Genomic DNA, 22963 nt, shown 5'->3' on the forward strand with positions numbered 1-22963 from the left:
TTCCCACGCGGCGCGTGGGAACGAGGAAACTTTATCTCGCTCCCACGCGGCGTGCTCGTCGTTATACACAAGTAGTTGTGAGACGCCGTCATCCCGGCAGGGATTGCCGGGATCCAGAAGCCAGGGATGGCAATACCAAAGCAAGTGACAAACCTTACAACGCGAAATTGTTTGGTTACGAGCCTTCACATCCCTGTGCTCTGGATTCCGGCAATCCCTGCCGGAATGACGTGCTTTTAAAGACTTGTGTATAACGACGAGCGCGGCGCCTGAGAACGAGGAAAACTTCGTGTTCTTCGTGGTGAATGCTTTGTTTTTGTTCTGTCACGAATACTTTCAGTCTCATAAGCAACGCGCATCCACCAAAACCGGCGATGCAAAAACTTTTGCGACTATTAATAATAATTTTTTAGGAATAATTTCATGAGAGACAGCATTAATCAGGAAGATATTGATTTTTACAACGAGTACGGTTTTGTCCGGATTCACTCCCTGCTTACTCCGGAAGAGACCGAGCGTTTGCGCATGCACCAGTATAATGCGCTGGAGCAACGCGGCAAGTTCCGCTACCCCGACCGGGATATTCTGGGCGAGGATAATCCGGTATATGAACGCATGTTTTTGCAACGGTTGAACTTATGGCGGGACTACGAACCGATTCGCGAATTTACCTTGAGTCCGCGCATCGCCAAAATCGCCGCCGAGCTGGCCGGCGTTGATGCGATGCGCTTATGGCACGATGCGGCTTTTATCAAGAAAGGCTGGGCCAATCCTACCTCTTGGCATTTTGACGCGGCTTATTGGTCGTTTAATTCGCCCGGCGGCATCACGGTTTGGGTCGCGCTGACCGATGCCCGGCCTGATAACGGCGGGCTGTATTTCATGCCCGGTTCGCATCGCGAGATTGATTTTTGCCTGCCCATTTTCTCTAACGACCATGTCGCCGGTTTGTTCGATTTGCCGGGCTATCAGCATTGGCGCGAAAGGGAAGCGGTATCGCTGCCGTTAAAGGCCGGGGATTGCACTTTTCACAGCGGCCTGACCCTGCACGGCTCGGGAATCAACATGACGCCGCATCAACGCGCCGCCTGGGTATGCGCCTACATGCCCGACGGCTCCGTTTACAACGGTAAGCCCAACGTGCTGCCGGACGATTATGTCAAAAATCTCAGCGTCGGCGATTACTTGCGAAACAACGACTTCAACCCGGTTGTTTATCGGAAGAGTTAACGGAGTAGGGCGTGCCGTGCGCGCCTAAAGGTATATTTAAAGCACCGAAGAAGGCGCGCACGGCACGCCCTACGGCAGCGGGTTTACAGGTCGGAAAATTTTAGAATATCTAAGGTCTAAGGAATATGAGCATCTCAAAAGCAGAAATTTTGCAGCAGGTAAAAAGCCGGCAATTGACTCCTGAAGCGGGTCTTAAGCTTTACCGCGAACTGGAACAAGCCGAACTTGACGCCGAGGCTTTAAAAGCGGACGCCGCTGTAAAAGTGCCGCTTGCCGATGCCGAGCATTCCGCTACGACCGAAGGGCCGGCAGCGCCGGAGATTGCCGTGATCGGCATGTCGGTGCGGATTCCGGGCGCTCAAAATCTGCAACAAATGTGGACGATGCTGAGCGCGGGCAAGGATGCGGTCGGCGAAGTCCCGCTGTCGCGCTGGGCGCAAGACGACGGGGAAGGCCGGACCGGCCGCGGGAAAAAGTGGGGCGCTTTTTTAACCGATATCGACTGCTTCGATCCGCTGTTTTTTGAAATTTCTCCTAAAGAAGCCGAGCAAATGGACCCGCAGCAGCGCTTGTTGTTGCAGGAAAGCTGGAAAGCGTTTGAAGATGCCGGTTATTCCGCGGAGTCCTTGAATCAAAAGTCCTGCTGCGTTTTTATCGGTTGCACTCAAGGCGATTATTTAAGCGAAACCTCCACTAGCGACATCAATCCCCACTCGCTAACGGGCCGTAGCGTTTCGGCAATAGCCGCCCGCATTTCATATTTTTTCAATCTGCGCGGTCCGAGCATCGTGTTCAACACCGCCTGTTCATCGTCGTTGACCGCATTGGTGATGGCCTGCGAACGGCTGCGCAGCGGCAGTTCCGAAATAGGCTTGGTCGGCGGCATTTCGCTGATGAGCACGCAAATAGCGCATACCACGATGGACAAGGTTGGGATGATTTCTCCCGACGGAAAATGCCGTAGTTTCGACAAGGACGCGAACGGCATCGTTCCCGGCGAAGCCGTCGGCGTCGTTATTTTGAAGCGGCTGGGCGATGCGTTGCGCGACGGCGATCCTATCCATGGCGTCATTCGCGGCTACGGAGTCAATCACGACGGCAAGACCAACGGCCTGACCGCGCCCAGCGGCCCGGCGCAAACCGCGTTGCTGCGGGATATTTACCAAAATTTCCGCATCGACCCGAATACGATCAATTATATCGAAGCGCACGGTACCGGCACCAAATTGGGCGATCCTATCGAAGTGCATGCGTTAACGGACGCCTTTGCCGACTACCGGGTGGCTGAGCGCCAGTGCGCGATCGGTTCGATCAAAACCAATATCGGACATGCGCTGGAAGCCGCCGGCTTGATGGGCTTGATCAAGGTTTTGCTGTGCTTGCAGCAGCAAAAGCTGGTGCCTTCGTTGCATTTCAACCAAGCCAACGAGCATATCGCCTTTGCCGGCAGCCCTTTTTACGTCAATACCCAATTGCAGGATTGGCCGCGCATCGCCGGGCGTCCGCTTCGGGCGGGAGTCAGCGCGTTCGGGATGAGTGGCACCAACGCCCATGTGGTGGTTGAAGAGCCGCCGCTACGAAACACGGCCGCCGCATCGGCGAGCGGGCATTTACCTTACCTGGTCGTGCTGTCGGCAAAAACGCCGGAAGCATTGGCGCAACGCGTTCAGGATTTAGAACAGTGGCTGGACGCGCACCGGCACGATGAGGCGTTCTCGTTGGCCGATGTCGCTTACACGCTACAGGCGGGTAGAAGCCATTTTGCTTACCGGGAAGCTATCGTGGCGCGTAATGTCGAGGAATTAAAAAAACGGCTATCGCAATTGCAAAAACAGGGCGTCAATACGGTCGAGCTGGTGCAACAGCCTGCCGCCGTCAGGGAGGCGAAAAAGTCGGTCGAACAGGACTTGCGCAGCCTAGCCCAGCGGGCAACAGAATCAAGCCAGGTTATGCGCATCTTTGAATCGCTGGCCGGTTTTTACAAGCAGGGAATAGCGCTTGATTGGCTGCAACTGTACCCGGATCGCACACCCCGGCGCATCGCCTTGCCGAGTTACCCGTTTGCGGAACAGCGTTATTGGCTTCATGGCGCGGAAAAGGATCCCGGCGCATGCGGACATAGTGAGCGCCTGCATCCGCTGCTGCACCGGAATACCTCGGATTTATCCGAACAGCGCTATACCTCGCTGTTTACAGGCGACGAGTTCTTTCTGGCCGACCATCGGGTTCGCGGCGAAGAGCAAATATTGCAAAAGGTATTGCCCGGCGTGGTTTACCTGGAAATGGCCAGGGCGGCGGTGCTAGCCGCTAGCGGCCGTAAAACCGGCAGCGAAACCCGCATCCTGTTCACAGACGTTGCCTGGATTCAGCCCATTTATATCGATCAAGCGCGGGAAGTTCACTGCCGATTATACGAACAGGCGGATAGCCGGATTCGTTATGAAATTTATACAAAAAACGGCGGCGAACCGGAAACCGTTGCCGTTCATGCCGAAGGAACAGCGCAAATACCGGAATCTTTGGCAACGCAGTCCGCGTTGACGCTGGATATTCCGGGCCTGCGCCTACAGATGCCCCGCGAACTCGATGCCGAAACCTGCTATCGATACATACGTTCGGCCGGGGTTCATCACGGCGAACGCTTGCAAGGCATTCGTACCGTGGCAGTTGGCGAAGGGCAAGCGCTGGCCGAATTGGTCCTGCCGCCGGCGCTGTCGGACAGTGAACAATCGGCCTACGGCCTGCATCCGACGCTGATGGACGCAGCGATTCAGGCCGCTATCGGTTTGGTCGCCGGCATTGGTGCCGATGCCCTGCAACCCAGCTTGCCTTTCGCATTGGAGCAACTGGAAATTCTCGGCGAGTGCGAACAACGCATGTTCGCATGGTTGCGTTTTTCGTCCGGCGGCTTGTCGCCCGATAAGGTGCAAAAACTGGATATAGACCTCTGCGATGAACGCGGCAAGGTCTGCGTCAGCATCAGGGGCTTATCGTCAAGACTACTGGCCGAAAGGAAAATCGACGACATTCGTTTGCCCCAACCGGCGTTACCGCTTCATGCGCTGATGCCGGTTTGGAATGCTGTTCCTGCCGGCGAACACGCGGGGCTTGCGCCGGATTACAACTGCCCTTTATTGGTTATCGGCGCTACCGAGTTGGAAATGCAGGCTATTCGGCAAATTTATCCGCTGGCTGCAAGTTTGCCGCTTAATCCCGCCGATTCTATAGACAAGATCAGCCAACAGTTAAAAGCCGAGGTTTTCGATCATCTGGTCTTTGTTGCGCCGGGAAGCGCGGCAACGGACTGGCAGCCGGACAGCCGCATGATCCAGGCGCAAAACCGGGGCGTGCTGTTCTTGTTCAGGATTATAAAAGCCTTGCTTGCGGCGGGCTACGATGAGCAGGAACTGGAATGGACGCTGCTGACCTTTAAAACCCAACAGGTGACGGAACTGGACGTAACCGATCCCACGCACGCAGGTATTCACGGTCTGGCAGGCAGCTTGGCCAAGGAATACCCGCATTGGAAAATCCGCTTGCTGGATCTGGACCCCGAACAAGATTGGCCTCTGCGCACGCTGTTTGCGTTGCCGGTGGAGCCGAACGGCCAGGGGCTTGCCTATCGCGGCGGCCGTAACGCAAGCCGCGAACCCGAATGGTTCCGGCAAGCCTTGATTCGAGTTCATCTGTTGCAAACGGATGCCAATACGCCGGCGCTGTACCGGGACGGCGGCGTTTACGTCGTCATCGGCGGAGCAGGGGGCATAGGCGAAGTCTGGAGCCGGTTCATGATCGAACGCCATCGGGCCAAAATCGTTTGGATAGGCCGCCGCGACAAAGACCCGTTTATTCAGGAACAACTGGATGCGTTGCCGATGCCCGCCAACGTGACTTACATTAGCGCGGATGCACGCGATTTAACCGCGCTGGAACAAGCCTGCCGCGAGATTAAAAGCATCCATCCGAAAATCCATGGCGTGGTCCATTCCGCCATCGTGCTCAACGACCTGAGTTTGGCGCGGATGGACGAACAAGGTTTTAAGGAATCGTTATCGGCTAAAGTGGACGTCAGCGTCTGTATTGCCCAGGTTTTCCGTAAGGAGCCGCTGGATTTCGTGCTGTTTTTTTCCTCAATGCAAGCGTTTGCCAAAGCGCCGGGGCAGAGCAATTACGCGGCCGGCTGCACGTTCAAGGACGCTTTTGCGTTAAAACTTGCGCAGCAATGGCCTTATACGTTCAGCAACGGCAGCAGTTATCATAAGCCTGCGGTTAAAGTGATCAATTGGGGCTATTGGGGTTCGATAGGCATCGTTAACGACGTGGCTTACCGGGAGCGCAGGAAAGAGGCTGGCGACGATTCCATCGAGCCGCAAGAAGGCATGGATATTCTCGAAAAATTTATGGCTTCATCTTTCCGCCAACTGGCTCCGTTCAAGGCATTGACGCCCGAGGTCGTGGCGAAAGCCTGCGGCACGGAAGACATTACGTCCTATCCTCGGCAAATTCCGGCTATCCTGGACGAAGTCCAACAGCGCTTTTATCAAACGCAAGATCAACTGCCTCATGCCCAAGTGGAGTGGCGTCGATTGGAGCAGGAAGCAAAAAACGACGAGTTGGATGCATTGTTGCTGAGATTGCTGGACGCGACGCTGCAATCTTTGGCTTTACGCGACGGCAAACGCTCGCTGCCGGGTTACTTGCAGCGCTGGTTGCAGGAAAGTCTGCGTCTACTCGACACAGCGAACGGACAGCACGAGACGCTTGACAGCCTGTGGCGGCAATGGGAAGCGGCAAAAGCGGGCTGGATAGAAAATCCCAACCTGAAGGCCGTAATTATCTTGGTAGAGGCTTGCGTGCGTGCGCTGCCCGACATTTTGACCGGCAAGGCCGCCGCAACCGATGTGATGTTCCCTAACGCCTCAATGGAATTGGTCGAAGGTATTTATCGCGGCAACCTTGTGTCGGATTATTTCCAACAGGCGCTTGCGGATTTCCTGGTCGCGGCGATCCAGCAACGCTTAAGCGTTGCCGCCTCGACCGGTCAGCCTGTTCCGAAACTGCGCATTCTCGAAATCGGCGCCGGTACCGGCGGCACCACCGCCACTCTTTTGCCTAAGTTGCAGCCGTTTGCGGAGGCCATTGACGAGTATTGCTATACCGATCTATCCAAGGCTTTCCTGCTGCATGCCCAGGAGCATTACGCGCCGGGCTGTCCGTTCCTTTCCACCCGCATTTTTAACGTGGAAAAACCTCTTGCCGAACAAAGCGGCGAGGAGATTGGCGTTGCGCCGGACCGTTACGATTTTGTTATCGCGGCCAATGTCCTGCATGCGACCAAAGACATACGCAACACCTTGCGCAATGCGAAAGCAGCTTTGCATACAAACGGTATCTTGCTGCTAAACGAGCTTAGCCAACATTCGCTGCTGTCGCATCTGACCTTCGGATTGCTCGAAGGGTGGTGGTTGTATCAAGACGCGCCGTTGCGGATCTTGGGCAGTCCCGGCTTGTATCCTGAAACCTGGGTGGAAATCTTGGCGGAAGAAGGTTTTTCACCGGTAAGCTTGCCGGTCGAGCATGCGCGATCTTTAGGGCTGCAAATTATCGCGGCGCAAAGCGACGGCATTGTGCGCCAGAGCCGCGCGCCTTTGGCTGCGGACATAACGGAAAAACCGGCGGATAGCCAAGTTGAAAGCGAACTGAAAGCGGTCAATACCGCTGCCGTCAACGAATCCTTGCTGCGCGAAAAAAGCACCGATTATCTTAAGGAACAGGTCGCGCGTACTTTAAAAATGAGCCCGCGCCGGATCGATTCCTCCAAGCCCCTGGAAATCTACGGCATCGATTCCATTTTGGTGGTGCAGTTGGCTAACGATTTGCGCAAGGATTTCAAGAAAATAAGCAATACGCTGTTTTTCGAAGTCCGGACTATCGACGCGTTGGTCGAGCATTTCCTGGACACGCAAAAAGACGTTTTGATGCAACTGACGGGCTTGCAGGACCGGCCTGTCGAACAAATACCGCTACGTCAGAAAAGCAAACCCAACCGTTTTGGCCTAAGCGTGCCGGCTTCGGCGAAGACTTCGCGGTTTACCGACGCAGCCGGCGCTGTCCGCGAACGTCAGGGGTTGCATGTATTCGATGTCGCGGTGATCGGCTTGAGCGGCCGTTACCCGCAAGCCGACGATGTGGGCCAGCTTTGGCGACAACTTAAAACCGGGAGCAATTGCGTTGGCGAGATTCCGGCCGAGCGTTGGGATTGGCAGGATTATTTCGATCCCGAAAAAGGCAAAGCCGGGAAAATGTATACCCGATGGGGCGGTTTTATCCGGGACGTGGACAAATTCGATCCGCTGTTTTTCCATATTTCGCCGTATGAAGCCGAAGTCATGGACCCGCAGGAGCGGCTCTTTTTGCAATGTGCTTACGAAGCGTTACAGGATGCGGGCTATACCCCGGAAAATTTCGGCGACGACCGCAAAACCGGGGTTTTTGTCGGCGCGATGAACTCAAGCTACCGGGGCAGGTCGTCCCATTTTTCGATTGCGAACCGCATTTCCTACCAGTTCGACTTTCAAGGGCCGAGCATGGCGGTGGATACCGCGTGTTCGGCTTCGCTGACCGCGCTTCATGTCGCGCTGGAAAGTTTGTATTGCGGCACCAGCAAACGCGCGGTTGTCGGCGGCGTGAACCTGATTTTGGACCCCGCCCATTTTACCGGACTGACCGAATTGGGCATGCTGTCATCGGGTCCCGAATGCAAGTCGTTCGGGGCCGGGGCGGACGGCTTTATTGCCGCGGAAGGCGTAGGCGCCGTCATTCTTAAACCCTTGGCGCAAGCGGTAGCGGACCGGGACAATATCTACGGCGTGCTGAAAGGCAGCGCGATCAATGCCGGCGGCAAAACCAACGGTTATACGGTGCCGAATCCGAAAGCACAGGCCGCGATGGTCGGCGACGCGCTGCAAAGGGCCGGCGTTTCAGCGGCCGATATCAGTTATATCGAAGCTCACGGCACCGGGACCGCGCTGGGCGACCCGATTGAAATCAAAGCCTTGGCAACGGCGTTCGGACAAGCGCCGCCGGACATTGCCGGCACCCAACAGGCTTGCGCAATCGGTTCGATCAAATCGAACATCGGCCACTGCGAAAGCGCGGCCGGTATTGCCGGCCTGACCAAAGTATTGCTGCAATTGAAGCATCAACAATTGGCGCCGTCCCTGCACAGCGCAACGACCAACCCGGCTATTGAATTTGCCGGTACGCCTTTTGCGGTGCAACAGCGGCTGACGCCGTGGCCGCGTCCGCAGTCGGGCGGCCCCAGAGTCGCGGGCATCTCCTCGTTCGGAGCCGGCGGCGCTAACGCCCATGCGATTGTTGAAGAGTACATCCCGGCCGGACAAGACCCGGCCGCGCAAACGGCATCGGCGCAGCCCGCTATCATTGTGCTTTCCGCCAAAACCCAAAATCGTCTGCGTATCGTTGCCGAGCGCTTATTGCAGAAAATTCGCAACACAGCGCTTGAGCAAGGAAGCCGGGGCTTTAACTTGCTCAATCTGGCTTATACCTTGCAGCTTGGACGGGAGCCGATGGACGCGCGCCTGGGCTTTACGGCCTCGTCGATGCAGGAGCTCGAACAAAAGCTGGATGCGTTTCTGGCGCAGGCCGACGGCGAGTTGGCAGGCGTCTATTTATCGCCTGCAAAAAACGAATCGATCGGCGTATTTCGGGCCGATGAAGATACCGCCGCGATGATCGAGGCCTGGATTGGCAAAAACAAATACTCAAAGTTGCTGGAACTGTGGGTGCTGGGCTTCAATATCGATTGGAGCCGCCTGTATGGTGCTGAATCGCGTCCTTATCGTATCAGTCTGCCGACTTACCCTTTTCTGAAAGAGCGTTACTGGCATGAACAGCAAGCGCAACGGTCAACGGCAAATGTTGCGGAAGTAAAAACCGGGCATCGGCAGTCCGATGTGCCGAGCAACGATCCGGGCATCGCTTTTGCGGCCAAATGGGCAGCACAGGCCGACATAGCGCAAGGCGAGCCGGTTTGCCATCAAACGGTGCTGATCGTTGGCAACGAATTCTCGATTGATCTGCAACAAGCCATCGCGGATTACCACCGCGATGCCGAAGTGCTTTCGATTCGCTTGGCCGATGAATCAAGACGCTTATCGGCCAACGAATGGCTGTGCGATATAAAAGACGAATCGGGTTTTGCGGCTTGCTTGCAGGGCGCGGGCAATATCGATTGCCTGTATTTCCTGTCGCTGGACGGCAGTAACGCCGACGTCGCGCATTTGGCCGATAGCCAGGAAAGCAACGAAATCCAATTGCTGAGGCTGGTTAAATATCTAACAACACGTAATCAACGCACTATCGATACCTATATCCTGACCCTGGACAACTATGCGCTGGATAATGAATCGGTTCGGCCTCAAGGGGCCGGCCTTACCGGCTTGGCTTACGCAATCGCGCAGGGAAATCATTTATTTGCATTGAGAAATATCGACCTGTGTTGCCACGACCTGGCGCAGCCGCAACATTTGCTTCCGCTGATCGTGCGCGAACCGGCGTCGAATCGGGGCGAGGTCGTAAAAATCCGGGCCGACGTCCGTTACCGGCAAGAGTTTCACCCGCTGACCTGGCCCGAAACCGGCTTGTCGCCGATCAGGCAGCGCGGCGTTTACTTGATACTGGGCGGTAGCGGCACGATAGGTCAAGCGATAACCCGGCACCTGATTAAACAATATAAAGCGCGGGTTATTTGGCTGGGACGCAGCGGCAAAGATTCTGTAAAAGTACAGCAAGCGCTGAATGCCTTTTCGGAATTTGCCGAACAGCCTGCGTATATCCAGGCCGATGCGACCAGCCGGGAGTCGATGCGGCAAGCCGTTGCCGACGTCAAGGCGGAATATCCGGCCATTCACGGCGCGATTTATTCGGCGTTGGTGTTTGACGCCGAAAACTCCGTCGATAAAACCACGGAGACCGTGTTCAGGCAAATTCTGGAAGTAAAAACCAAGGGCGGCATTTATTTTTATACCGCGCTGGAACATGAGCCGTTGGATTTCATGTGTTATTTTTCTTCAGGACAAGCGTATGCCTTTTCCGGCGCGGCCAAGCATTCGGCCTATGCGAGCGGCATCACTTTTCAGGACGCTTGGGTGCAGGCTTTGCGCAAGCAGGCCGCGTTTCCTGTCGGCACGATTAATTGGGGCTTCTGGAAATCTTCGTTGCCTCCCGATGCTGTCCCGCAAAACTTTGCCTGCCTGGACGACCGGGAAGGCGCAGACTGTTTCGAAAAATTTGTTTTTGCGTTGCAGCAGCAAGAACCGCTGTCGCAGGCGCTTTGCCTTAAACCTTCGCCGGCGGTACTGGAGCTGATGAATTACCGGCAACAAGAGCCGGTGCAAGCCGCTGTTAACAAGATAAGCGATATGGATCAATATATCAGGGACACGCTAACGGACAGCTTTGCAAACACGCTAAAAGCGCCGCTGGAAAAAATCGATCATAACCTTGCTTTTGCCGAATACGGGATGGATTCGATTTTGGGCGTCAGGTTTGTCAACCAGCTTAATCAACGTTTGCATATCCGTTTGAATACGGCAATTATTTTCGAGTATTCGTCATTGGCGCGTCTTGGCAACTACCTGATAAAGCGCTACCGCGACGAGATCGGGGCCCAAGCCGGAGCGCGGCAAGATGATCATGAGCCCGGCACGCAGCAAGCAGCCGCGCCGATGCCTGAGCAAACTTGCCGGCCGCCAGTGGCTCCGGCAACGGCCGATATTGCGGTGATCGGCATGTCCGGTAAATTCCCACGCGCGGAGAATGTGGAAGCGTTTTGGAACAACCTGGTTCAAGGGCTTGACGGTGTTGAAGAATACCCGGCGCAGTATCTGGACCAGGCCAATTATTTCAGTGCGATCAAGCAAGCGGGCAAGAGCTATTGCAAATCGGGCGGCATTTTGGCGGAAAGGAATTGCTTCGATCCGCAGTTCTTCGGTTTGTCTCCGCGCGAAGCCCACTCGATGAATCCGCATCAGCGCCTGGTCATGCAGGAAGGCTGGAAAGCGCTGGAAGATGCCGGTTACGATCCGGCCGCTCTTTCCGGCTCCAAAACCGCTATTTTTATCGGCGCCGAGCCGACCGGCTATTTTCACGGCAGTTTTACCGGCTCTTCCGATGCGTTGATTGCATCGCGGCTGTCTTATCATTTGAATTTGAGCGGCCCGGCGCTGGTGGTTAATACCGGCTGTTCCTCTTCCGGTGTTGCTATTCATTTGGCTTGCGAAAGCTTGCGCAACGGCGAGTCCGACCTTGCGCTGGCCGGCGGCGTTAACGCCTGCATGAACCAGGATGCGTTGGTCAACCTGTCGGCGGCGGATATGCTGTCTTCGCGCGGCGCTTGTGCGACTTTCGACGCGTCGGCCGACGGCACGATTATCTCCGAAGGCATCGGCATGGTGGTATTGAAACGCCTGCAAGATGCGATTGCCGACGGCGACAGCATCGACGGCGTGATTTGCGCATCCGGCATCAACCAGGACGGCGCCAGCAACGGCATTACCGCGCCCAACGGTTTAGCCCAGGAACAGTTGATAGCCGACGTTTACCGGAAGTTTAATATCGACCCGGCGGCTATCGGTTATATCGAAGCCCACGGCACCGGCACCAAGCTCGGCGATCCGGTCGAAGCCAATGCCTTGGTCAGGGCGTTCAAGCCGTTGACCGACAAGCAGGCGTATTGCGCGGTGGGCAGCGCGAAAGCGCATATCGGCCATACTTCCGCAGCGGCGGGCGTTATCGGCCTGATCAAAACCTTGTTGTCGATGCGCCATCGAAAACTCCCGGCGCTATTGCATTTCAACCGGCTTAATTCGTTGATCGAGTTTGCAAATTCGCCTTTCTATATCAATGCCGAAATCGCCGACTGGCAGCCGCAGCCAGGAAAGCCGCGTATGGCGGCGATCAATTCTTTCGGCCATAGCGGCACTAATATCCATCTGGTAGTCAGGGAGCATGTGCCTTCAACGCCGCCGGCAAGCAACATCGAAAGCGGCGAAAAAATCAGGCTGATACCGCTGTCGGCGAAAACCGAAAGCAGCCTGCGCAGCTTGGTTCAGGCTTTTGCCGAAGGCTTGGAAGACGGCTCGCTAAGCAGGGCTGTTACGCTGGAGGAAGTGGCTTATACCTTGCAAACGGGCCGGGAAGCGATGCGCTGCCGGGTTGTTTTTTCCGCGCGCACGTTTACCGAACTGACGCGGAAAATGGCCGCTTTCCTGAATGGCGAACAGGCCATCGCAGGCTGTTGGCAAACGGGCAAGGACAGCCCGGCGCAAACGGCCGGCGATCCCGACGAAGAGACGGCGCAACGCTGGTGCTCGGGCCGTGACGTCGATTGGGCGGCCGCATACGCCGGCAAGCAAGTCAGGCGCGTGCATTTGCCGACTTATGTTTTTAGCAAAACGGAGTATGGCCCGCGGCAGGGCAGCCAAGCTGCGCAAACACGTAAAAGTGCGCTTCTAGCGCAACTGCGGGCACAGAAAAACGATCTGCAAAATCTAAAAATGGAAGCACTGTTGTTCAACCTGCTTTGGGCAAGCCTTGACGAGATCGGTATTATTTATCGAATCGATGGGCAAGAACAAAGCGGCGAGGTTGCGGTATTGTCGATCGCGGAACTAGCCGACAAGTTGCCGGGCAATGCCGGCAGGATCCCGGCGTTCTACCAGCGCTGGCTCGACGAAAGCATTCAGTCGCTGATCGACAGGGAATACCTGTGCCGGCGCGAGGGAAAGTTGTTTTCGCTGAATAAAAACAATGCCAAGCTGGATGCGCTTTGGCGGCAATGGGACGGCGAAAAAACGCAATGGCTGGAAAATCCCAATCAGCGCGCGCAGGTTAACTTGGTCGAAGCTTGTATGCGGGGATTGCCCGCTATCTTGAGCGGACAAAAAACGGCGACGGACATCATGTTTCCGAATGGCGGCATGGAATTGGTCGAGGGCATTTACCAAAGCAACTTGATTTCCGACTATTTCAACGAGGTGTTGACCGATGCGTTGATTGCAGCGATTCAGGCGCGTTTGCAGGAAAATCCGCAGGCTAAAATCAGTATCCTGGAAATCGGCGCAGGCACCGGGGGGACAACCCGGGGGCTGTTAAAAGAATTGCAAATGTTCAAGCATGCGATTACGGACTACTGCTACACCGATCTGTCGAAAGCTTTTCTGAACCATGCGAAAAGACATTATGCGCCGGGCAACCCTTATTTATCGACCCGGTTGCTGGATATAGACCGGCCCTTAAGCGAACAGGATGTGCCGACCGGCCGTTTCGATTTTGCCATTGCGACCAACGTGTTGCATGCGACCGGCAACATCGGGCGCACTTTGGCCCATGCGCGTTCCGCGTTACGGCCCGGCGGCGTATTGCTGATCAACGAAATGAGCGGCAAATCGGTGTTCGTACACCTGACTTTCGGCCTGCTTGAAGGCTGGTGGCTGTACGACGACGCCGAGCTGAGAATCCCCGGCATTCCGGGCCTTTATCCCGAAAGCTGGTCGCGGATTTTGACGGAAACCGGTTTTGAATCGGTGGACTTTCCGGCTCGGGAGGAACACGTTTTCGGCCAGCAAATCATCGTTGCCAACAACAGCAGGGAAGGGGCGTCGGCTGTTAATATCAAAAACACAATAGAACCCAGCGAAATAACAGAGTGGATATTGGAGGATTTCATCGCCGAAGTGCTCAAGGAACAGTTGGCCGATGCGTTGCAAATGGAACTTGACGACATCGCGATGGACGAGTCCTTCGCCGATTACGGGCTGGATTCCCTGTTGGGCATCAACTTTATACGGACGGTTAACAACCGCCTGAACATCGATTTGGAAACCGTGGCGATCTTCGATTATAACTCGGTGCTGAAGCTGAGCGATTATATCGCCGAGACCTATAAAGCTGAGTTGAGCGGCTCGCCCGCTCAAACGAAACTTATGGCCTTTGGCCATAAAGAATCGTTGGCGTTTCCTTCGCATCGCGTTGAAAAAGCGCAGCAAATCGGTTTAAAGGACCTTAAGTTCGACTGTCCGAAACCTGAACGAAGCGCGCCTAAACAGGCAGACGGGGTTTTGGTTAAAGAACCTATTGCTATTGTCGGCATCAGCGGCCGTTTCGCGCAGTCGCCGGACTTGAATGAATTCTGGAAAAACCTGGCGGCCGGGAAAGATTTGGTGCGCAAGGCCTCTCGTTGGGATTTGTCCGCATTCTTTCCGCAAAGCGTATTGGAAGACCCGGATTTTTGCACCGACGGCGGCTTTATCGACGACATCGACCGCTTCGATCCGTTATTTTTCAAAATTTCCGGCGCCGAAGCGACTTATATGGACCCGCAACAGCGACTGTTCCTGGAAGCCGCGTGGAGCGCGCTGGAAGATGCCGGTTATGCGGTCGACAGCGCCGATGAAAAACAATACGGCGTATTCGTCGGCTACGGCGGCTCGGATTACGCCCACTTGTTCGATAAAGACAGCGCGCCGGCACAGGCGTTTTGGGGGAATTCGGCGGCGGTTATTCCGTCCCGCATTTCGTATTACCTGAATATCAAAGGTCCGGCCGTTACTGTGGATACCGCCTGTTCCGGCTCGCTGGTCGCTATTCACCAGGCTTGCCAAACGTTGTGGACTCGGGAAATCGATCTTGCGCTGGCCGGATCGGTATCGCTGATGTGCACTCCCAGCTTCTACCGAACCGGAACTCATGCGGGCATGTTGTCTCCGACCGGCCGCTGTCACAGCTTCGATGAAAAAGCGGACGGCTTTATCCCCGGCGAAGGCGTGGGCGTAGTGGCGTTAAAACGCTTGAGCGATGCGATAGCGGACGGCGACCATATTCACGGCATTATTCGCGGCAGCGGCATTAACCAGGATGGCAGCACCAACGGCATTACAGCGCCGAGCGCCAAATCTCAAGAACGTTTGGAACGCCATGTTTACGAGCGTTTTCGCATCGATCCGGCCGATATTCAGATGGTCGAGGCGCACGGCACCGGCACGAAACTGGGCGATCCGATTGAAATCAGTGCATTGAACCGATCTTTCCGCGCTTACACGGACAAGCAAGGCTATTGCGCGCTAGGCTCGGTAAAAACCAATATCGGCCATGCCGGACCGGCCGCAGGCGTCGCCGGGATGTTTAAGATATTGCTGGCGATGAAGCACAAAAAAATTCCGGCGTCGCTGCATTTCCGGCAGGCGAATCCTGAGATCCGTTTTAAAGACAGTCCTTTCTACGTCAACACCCGCTTGCAGGATTGGCACACCGACAATAACGCTCCCAGAAGGGCCGCATTAAGTTCTTTCGGCTTTGGCGGCACCAATGCGCATATGGTCATTGAAGAAGCCCCTGTAAGCAGGCATCGCCACAGCGAAAAACCGGCTTGGTTGATCGTGTTGTCCGCACGCAGCCCGGATCGGCTGGCGCAGCAGGCAAAAAACCTGCTTGAATTCTGCACTGAAGCGGATAAATCCGGCGAGCCTGTCGATTTGGGCAATCTTAGTTACACCCTGTTGATGAAGAGAAAGCATTGGCCGCATCGCTGGGCTTGTGTCGCGGACTCTCTGGAGAGTTTGCTGGGCCTGCTGGACAAATGGCTGGACGGTAAAAGTCTGCGTCAGGTCCATGTCGCGGAAATGCAGGAGCAGAGAGGCAGGGAACAGGCCGCGTTAAAGCGTCTCGGCAATGAGTGCATTGAAAAATGCCTGCATAACCCAACCGACGACGCTTACATCGACTGCCTCGATACCGTTGCCGATCTTTACGTTCAGGACTATGCGCCGGACTTTGATCGTCTGTTTTCCGGAGGCCATCAAACCCTGTCGCTGCCTACCTATCCTTTTGCCAGGGAAAAATACTGGGTAGGGCGGGCGAAGACGGTTCAGCGAGCCTGCGCAGCCGTTGCAGCGGAAGAAACCGGTGTTATCGCGGCAGAGCCGGTTCCTGCAAAGGAATGGCTGTTTGTGCAAGAGCAATGGGTGGACAGTCCTGTTGCCGGGACAGTGGATTGGAAAGCCGGGCTTAACCGCTATGCGGGCAAGACTATTTGGGCCGTTTATACGCACGAAAGCGATAACATGGCTTTCACGGAACTGTTGCGTCAGTTGCAACAGGCCGCCGGCTTGTCTTCGCCGTTGAATGTGCAGTTGTTAAATGCCCGGGACATCGCGCTAAATCAGCCGTTGATTATTCCCGATGCGGTGCTGTTTTTAGGACCGGCTAGCGATCTTGACCCGGCCGATCAACCCGCGGCCGTCGATATTTCCGCAGTGTATCATTTGAGCCGCTTGCTGATGAGAAAAGCCTGGGAACAGCCGATCCGGCTTTATTACCTGTATCAATGCAGTTCGGCCGCGCCGCGTTTGGATTGTGAGGCGCTTTCAGGCTTAATCGGCACGGCGATGATGGAGAATCCGCTGCACAGTTGGACATTAATCGGCTGCTACGACCGCGGGCTCGAAGTTACCGGGTTGCAATTGCTGGTTCGGGAATGGTTGGCCGACGGCAATACCGGACAGCAAAACGCTTCGGCCGACAGCGCGCAAATTTTCCATAGCCGGGCTTTCCCTGAAATCCGTTATGGCGGGGCAGGGCGGCAGCTCAAACACAGGGTAAAAGCGTCTTTCGACAATACGGCGGCCTCGGTTTTTCAACCCCGGAAAACCTATTTGTTGCTCGGCGGTTTGGGCTTGATCGGGGAAGAACTCTGCACCGAGTTGGCTAAACGCTACCAGAGCACGTTGGTGATTTTATCGGCAAGCGATTACGGCCCGCAACGGCAGCAGCAATGCAGTAAACTCGAAGCGCTGGGCGCAACGGTGCATTACTATGCCGTCGATGCGACCGACCGGGCCGCGTTACAGCAAACTTATGCGGCGGTCAAACGTCAGGTCGGACCGATACACGGCGTCTTCCACTTGGCCAATACCGTCGAGGGCGGTCTTATCGCGGGAATGGATTGGACGTCTTTTCAGCAAATGGGCGCAATCAAAACCCGTGCGACCTTGCACCTGGATGAGCTGACCGCGGACGAGCCACTGGCGTTTTTCATGCTGTTTTCGTCCATCGTCGCGTTCGGGATACGGGGTTCGGCCGGCTACAGCTATGCTTGCGCCTTCCTGAACCAGTTTGCCGGCTATCGGAATCGTTTGAAGGATCAAGGCAAACGTGCGGGGAATGCGGTATCGCTGTGTTGGGGACCGTGGACTTCCGATCCGGTTCATGCTTGTAAGGATAAAAACCGCCGGCAAAAAATCGATGCCGACGGCTTTGACCTGATTACTATTGACGCTGCTTTCCCGCTGCTTGAGCGTAGTTCTTCGCAACGGCAGGATATGCTGGGGATCTGGGCGATCCGGGATATTAAAAGGACGGCGCAGCTTATGGATATACAGACAAGCCCGGTATCGGAACAAGATGCCGAAGCTTTGCTTTGGGAAGCCAGAGTCAGCGCTTGGGAGCAACAGGTTCTGCAAGGCAAGCCGACGCCCGTGGAGGAATTGGCCGCGGCAATCGATTTTGATCAGATCGAACGGCTGGAGCCTGTTTTACTTCAGCGTATTCACCGCCTGCTTTTCCAACAGCAAAATATGGAGCCCACGGTTCAGCAAATCGATGCACCGGTAGCCGCTTTTACCCAGGAAGAAGCCTGTGTTGATAACCTGGAAACCGGCCAAGACAAATTGTCGTATTTGAAGGAAGCCATTAGAGAAACGGCTTCGGAATTATTGAAGTTGAAAGACATGGATGACTGCGAAGCTTTCCAAAATTACGGCATGGATTCGGTGTTCGGTGTGCAGTTGGCGATTCGCTTGGAAAAGAAATTGGGGCGGGAAATCCAGCCCAAATGGCTTATTGATTTTCCGTCGATCCAGGCGCTGTCGGAATACCTGGAGCAAACGGCCGAATTGACTGAAGTTTAGGAGCATCGGCGATGAAATCTATCGAACAACTGTTGGGGCTTGATTCCCAACCCATGAGTTCCGGGCAGTCTGCGTTTCGGCCGCCTGTTTCGTTCAGCTTTCTGTTCTTCTCGGACGTTCGCAAAGACATCGCGGATCGGGAAAAGTACGAATTCACCCGAGATGTGACGTTGTTCGGCGACCGTGAAGGCTTCACCGCGATTTACCTGCCGGAGCGGCACTTTTTTGAATACGGTTCGGTTTTTGCGAATGCCGCGATTGTCGCGTCCTACCTGATTCCGCAAACCGAGCGCATTCGCTTTCGCACCGCGGGAATTTCGTTGCCACTGCATCATCCGGTGGAGGTCGTCGAAGCCTGGGCGATCAACGATATTTTATCCAACGGCCGGATCGATTTGGGTTTCGGCTCCGGTTGGCAGATTAAGGATTTTGTGTTGTCCCCAGGCACCTACGAAAACCGCCGCGATGTTTGCCATCAGCGTATTCCTGTCGTGCAGAAGCTTTGGCGCGGCGAAAGCGTCAATTTCATCGGGCCTCAGGGCGAGGAAATCCCGATTCGGGTTTATCCGCGTCCGCTACAGCCGGAACTGAATGTTTGGCTGCTCGCGGTGCAAAGCGATGCGGCTTATATTTATGCGGGCAAACAGGGATACAATGTTTTTACGATGCTTTCCGGGGCCGACCTGGACGCGATGGGCAAGAAATTTGCGTTATACCGCCAGGCGCGCGAGCAAGCCGGTTACGATCCGCAAACAGGCATTATCTCGCTGATGCTGCATACCTTTATTCATGAAAATAAACAGACGGTCGAAAACGCGATCAAAAAGCCGTTTACGGAATACATTAAAAGTTTTCTCGATGCGCACGTGGCGTCGGGACTGGGCAGCAGTAAAGGCGTTAACGATATTGGCGAAGCGGAAAAAGCCAAAATGCTGGAGTACGCTTACCATCGTTATTCAAAAACCGCGGCCTTGTTCGGAACCGTTGAAGAAGCCAAACAGGTTGTCGATCATGCGATTCAAGTCGGTGTTAACGATATCGCCTGCCTTGTCGATTTCGGCGTGGATTACGCGATGGTGAAGTCTTCGCTGCCGCATTTGAAAAAGCTGGTCTCAGCTTATCTTTAGGAAAAACATGCATAACCAGCAAATATTGGAACAAATAAAAGCCAGGATTTCGGAACTGTCCGGGCAGTCTTCGGACGATTCCGGCAGCAGGCAAAATGCGCAGCCGGTTGCCGGAAACGGCAAAAACGCGGCAACCGCTCCCCAACCGATAGCCATCATCGGCCTTTCCGGCTATTTGCCTAAAAGCCGATCCGTACAGGATTTTTGGCGGGCGCTGGATAACGACGAGGCATTATTGGAAGAGATTCCACAAAGCCGTTTCGATTGGCAAAAGCATTACGATCCCAACGCTGCGGATGCGATGAAAAGCCATAGCAAATGGGGCGGCTTCATACCGGATATTCGCGGTTTCGACGCGCGTTTTTTCCGGATGCTGCCGAACGATGCCAAACATCTGGACCCGAGACAACGGCTGTTGCTGATGTCGGTATACCATACTCTGGAAGATGCCGGTTACGCGCCCGAGTCCTTGCGCAAAACGCGCACCGGGATTTTTGTCGGCGCGGAGGAAAACGAATACGTTAAATTATCACAATGGAATAAAACGCAAAGCGAGGGCATCGGCAATGCGCCCAGCATGATTGCGAATCAGGTTTCCTATTTTTTCGACTGGCGCGGCCCTAGCGAATACATGAACACCATGTGTTCCGGCGGGGCCGTAGCCATTCACCGGGCGATGGCTTCGTTGCGTTCCGGCGAGTGCAACCAAGCCGTGGCCGGGGTTGCCAACCTGCTGTTGCGGCCTGAGACCTTCATCTCGTTGTCCGCGATGGGGCAAATGAGCACCAGCCGTTCGATAAACTCTTTCGGCCGGGATGCCGGCGGTTATCTGCCCGCCGAAGGCGTCGCCAGTATTTTGTTAAAACCTTTGGCGCAAGCGGAAGCGGACGGCGATGCAATTTATGCGGTACTGAAACATAGCGCCGTCAATTTCAACGGCCAAGGCGGCATGTCTATTGCCTCGCCGAATATTGCTTCGCATACCGAATTGATTTTGCAGTGTTATCGCGAAGCGGGCATAGACCCGCGTAACCTGGAGTATATCGAAGCTCAGGGCATGGCAAATCCGGTAACGGATATTGCCGAATGGTCCGCGTTTAACCGCGCTTTACAAACGCTGGCTCAACAGCAAAATGTCGGCTTAAAGGACGGCTACTGCACGGTAAGTACGCTGAAGCCGACGCTCGGGCATATGCAGTCCGCCTCTGCGTTCGGCGCATTGTTCAAGATTATCCGCAGCTTCGATACCGATACGATACATAAAATCCGCGATTTTCGCCACAGCAGTCCCGATATAGAAAGCAAACACCAACCCTGCCGACTGGCGACCGAAAACCAGCCTTGGCCGCCGCAAGCGCAACCGCGCTTGGCCGGTCTCCATTCTTACGGTTCAGGCGGCAATAACGCGCATTTACTGCTTGAAGAATACCGGCCGAAACAGACCCAAGCCGCCGTTCGGGACAACTTGCAGGTATTGCCGTTCTCCGCGCAAACGCAGCATCAATGCCGCGAGCTGATAGCGGAGTTTTTGGCCGCCGTGCGGCAACATCCCGAATATACGCCGACTTCAATCGCATACACCTTGCAGGCCGGCAGGGATGCAATGAATATCCGCGTGGCTTTTGTTTCGGCAAGCCGCGAGCAATGGATTCAACAGGCGGAAGCTTATCTCGGCAAGCGGCCGCAAAATGATGTGTTTGAAGGCGTAGCCGATAGCGCAAAGGCTTCCGGCTGTGCGGATACCGATCCGTATACCGTCGCACAAAGCTGGGTACGCGGGCAAAAACAATTTAAGAATGCTGGTAAGCAGGCGCGTCTCCACCTTCCGACTTACCCTTTCGAGCTGACGGACTACTGGTTGGACGATGCGCAGGCTGTAGCAAGCGAACCGGAAGCTAATCCGATAGAAAACGCGTCTTGCCGGAATAAAAAACCACCTCAACAGAAGGACACAAGAATGAATGCAAGCCCCGAAATAATCCAAGGCGAAAAAAGCGCAGGCGAGAAAGCTGCTGAGCTGTTTACTTATTGCGCCGAAACCAGCGACCAGGATTTTCACGAGGATTACCTGACGTTTTGTCCGTTTCCGGAGCGCATTCCGGGTTTCTCGATGACGCGGGTGTTTTTGAATCCCAAAAAATATCGTACGGAAATGGCCTTGATTCAGCGCAAACAGATTGAAATGCGCCAAGTGCTGTTCTTCAAGGAAGACTTTACGCAAATTCGGAACTTGTTGGACATCGGTTGCGGGCACGGCACCGATGTGATCCAGATTGCCAACTATTATCCTCATATTCACACCGACGGTTTTACTATTACCAAGGCGCAGGCCGATCTGGGCAATCATCGCATCGCCCAAAAAGGTCTCAGCGGGCAAGCGCGCATATTTAACCACGACAGTTCCAAAGTGAAATTTCCGCGAAACGATTACGACGTGATTATCGGTTTTGAAGTAAGTTGTCTTGTGGCGGACAAGGAGGGTTTGTTCGGCAACATCGAATCTTCCTTGAGGAATCACGGCCGGGTCTTATTGATGGATTTTATCGCCAATTTGCATGGCGCGATCGAAGATCCCGGCATCGATATTTATATCCCCACGCAGGAACAATGGGTTAAGACGCTGGCGAAACATCATTTGGTGATCGATGAGATCATCGATGTGTCGCCGCAAATCGCCAATTTTCAGTACGATCCCGAGCATGAAAACAATGTAAAAGACTGCCCCAAAGTCGTACGCGATTCCTGGAGAAATTACGCTAATAACGCTATTGCGATCGAACGGGGCTGGCTGAGTTATATGCTGTTCCGCTTGCGTAAAGACCTTTACGCCAATGTCGCGGAGCTGGAACAGTTCAATTTGGCCAAACTGCGCGCGCCGAAGCCGTACCCGGTTGCGTTGCAGGAAATGCTTGAATTAAGCCACGTGCCCTATCCGATTTTGGATGAAAGCCTGCTGGCGGACGCTTATCCCGATGAACGGCCGTCTGCCGCAAACCCGGGTTCCGCGTCATTGAACCGTTTCGCATTGCTGAAAACCAAGCTTGCAGGGATCTTCGAAGCGGCTTTGTCATTGCCTCAGGGCGAACTGGAACGGACCGAAACGTTCCATGACCTGGGGATTTCATCGATTAATTCGGTGGAACTGCTGCAAGCGATTAACGGCGAGTTCGAGCTCACATTACCGACCAGTTTGATTTTTGCGCATAACACGCTGGATTCGCTGACCCGCTATCTGGAAACCTATCTGAGCGAGCACCAACCGCAACAGCTGGAAAAACTCCAAAATGCGCTGCCGGTAACCCTGTCCGCAACTATCGTTGCAAATCCTTTAGCGGACAAGCTGCTGGCGCTGTTTGTCAACAGTTTGGCGTTATCAACGGAAAGCCTGTCGGCGGATGACAAGTTCAACGAGCTGGGGCTGACTTCCATCAATGCGGTGGAACTGATGCAGGCTATCAACGCCGAATTTCAGCTTACGTTGCCGACCAGCGTGATGTTTGAATGCAATTCCTTGGCTGCACTTACCGACTATCTCGCTGCTTTGGGGGTTAGCGTGGCGGGCGGCGCTCAAAAAAAAAGCCTGAACTAAAGACCCGGGAGGGGGCATCCGGCAAAATT

General features: G+C 54.8%; 4 protein-coding genes. All 4 read left to right on the forward strand.

The window, feature by feature from the left end; translation table 11 throughout:
• The first annotated feature begins 423 nt into the window (after positions 1 to 423).
• The 4 genes from EKO24_RS20635 (at position 424) to EKO24_RS20650 (ending at position 22934) form a co-directional block, all read left to right on the forward strand.
• Complete coding sequence (locus EKO24_RS20635; protein WP_127030103.1) at positions 424 to 1230, forward strand: phytanoyl-CoA dioxygenase family protein; 807 nt, start codon at positions 424 to 426, stop codon at positions 1228 to 1230.
• A gap of 125 nt (positions 1231 to 1355) precedes the next feature.
• Positions 1356 to 18218 (forward strand): SDR family NAD(P)-dependent oxidoreductase, encoded by a 16863-nt coding sequence (locus EKO24_RS20640; protein WP_127030104.1) that lies wholly within the window; start codon positions 1356 to 1358, stop codon positions 18216 to 18218.
• A gap of 11 nt (positions 18219 to 18229) precedes the next feature.
• A complete protein-coding gene (locus tag EKO24_RS20645; RefSeq protein WP_143733272.1) occupies positions 18230 to 19345 on the forward strand; it encodes a MupA/Atu3671 family FMN-dependent luciferase-like monooxygenase in 1116 nt (371 codons plus the stop codon).
• A 7-nt stretch (positions 19346 to 19352) separates the two neighbouring features.
• On the forward strand, positions 19353 to 22934 hold the full coding sequence (locus EKO24_RS20650; protein ID WP_127030523.1) for a beta-ketoacyl synthase N-terminal-like domain-containing protein: 3582 nt from the start codon (positions 19353 to 19355) through the stop codon (positions 22932 to 22934).
• The last annotated feature ends 29 nt before the right edge of the window (positions 22935 to 22963 follow it).

It is taken from the genome of Candidatus Methylobacter oryzae, from assembly GCF_003994235.2.
Classification (GTDB): Bacteria; Pseudomonadota; Gammaproteobacteria; order Methylococcales; family Methylomonadaceae; genus Methylobacter_A; species Methylobacter_A oryzae.

Coding starts and splice junctions, on each gene's coding strand:
- EKO24_RS20635 (WP_127030103.1), top strand. CDS start 424: ATGAGAGACAGCATTAATCAGGAAGATATTGATTTTTACAACGAGTAC.
- EKO24_RS20640 (WP_127030104.1), top strand. CDS start 1,356: ATGAGCATCTCAAAAGCAGAAATTTTGCAGCAGGTAAAAAGCCGGCAA.
- EKO24_RS20645 (WP_143733272.1), top strand. CDS start 18,230: ATGAAATCTATCGAACAACTGTTGGGGCTTGATTCCCAACCCATGAGT.
- EKO24_RS20650 (WP_127030523.1), top strand. CDS start 19,353: ATGCATAACCAGCAAATATTGGAACAAATAAAAGCCAGGATTTCGGAA.